This is a genomic window from Microbacterium alkaliflavum (assembly GCF_044325405.1).
Classification (GTDB): domain Bacteria; phylum Actinomycetota; class Actinomycetes; order Actinomycetales; family Microbacteriaceae; genus Microbacterium; species Microbacterium alkaliflavum.
The window spans coordinates 1-794 of record NZ_JBIQWL010000033.1; the positions used below are offsets into that span (position 1 = coordinate 1).

Here is a 794-nt window from a genome sequence, read left to right on the forward strand (position 1 = left end):
CCGACGAAGCCGTACACGCCCTCGGGTCCGTCCAGGCCTGCCGCGAAGGTGCTGCGGTGGCTGATGGTGAACAGGTAGTACTTGCCGTCCTTGATGACGAACTGGGGGCGTTCGGTCTGGTCGGTGACGCAGTTGGCCGACAGGATCGGGGGCAGGAACTCCCATTCGGTGAGGTCTTTGTTCTTCGCCTTCGCGAGACCGATGTTGCCGATCTGGTAGGTCGCGCCGGACGCGTTGACCTGGTCGACGGTCTCGGCGTGCGGGTCGCCGGGCTGGTAGCCGAGGTCGCCGGCGTTGCAGGTCGCGGTCTCGCGCGGCATGCCGGAGTTGCCCTCGAACACCATGTAGGTCTCACCGGGGTGGGCGGGGTCTTCGAAGGTGAACGGGTCGCGGAAGTTGAAGAACTCGTTCTGCGCGCCGGTCTGGTAGTAGGTGCCGTCGGCCTGCAGCAGCGAGGTGACCTTGTTGAACCCGGTGAAGGTGACGCCCTTCGCGCCCACGTGCACCTTGCCGACGCTGAGCGCGATGCGGGGGTCGTAGGGCTTGCGGTTGCTGCCGTCGGGGTTGCGGTAGAACGCGACGTCGGTGAAGAACAGCTTGATCTCGCCGTTCTTGGACACCCGCGCCGAGCCCGACCACTGGGTCTGGTGGCTGTAGGACTTGTCGTCGAAGATCTGCCCGGTCACGCCGTCCTTGAACACCAGGCCGCCGTAGGTCCAGCCGCCGTTGACGGGGCGCTGGTCGGCGGGGATGCCGGCGGGACGGTAGAAGTAGCCGATCTTCGCGAACACGTG

At 66.1% G+C, this 794-nt stretch carries 1 protein-coding gene; it reads right to left on the reverse strand.

The annotated features are described in order from the left end of the window. Window positions 1-794, reverse strand: a 794-nt coding sequence (locus ACH3VR_RS23330; RefSeq protein ID WP_397558735.1) for a glycoside hydrolase family 68 protein, incomplete at both ends; no start/stop codon positions are given.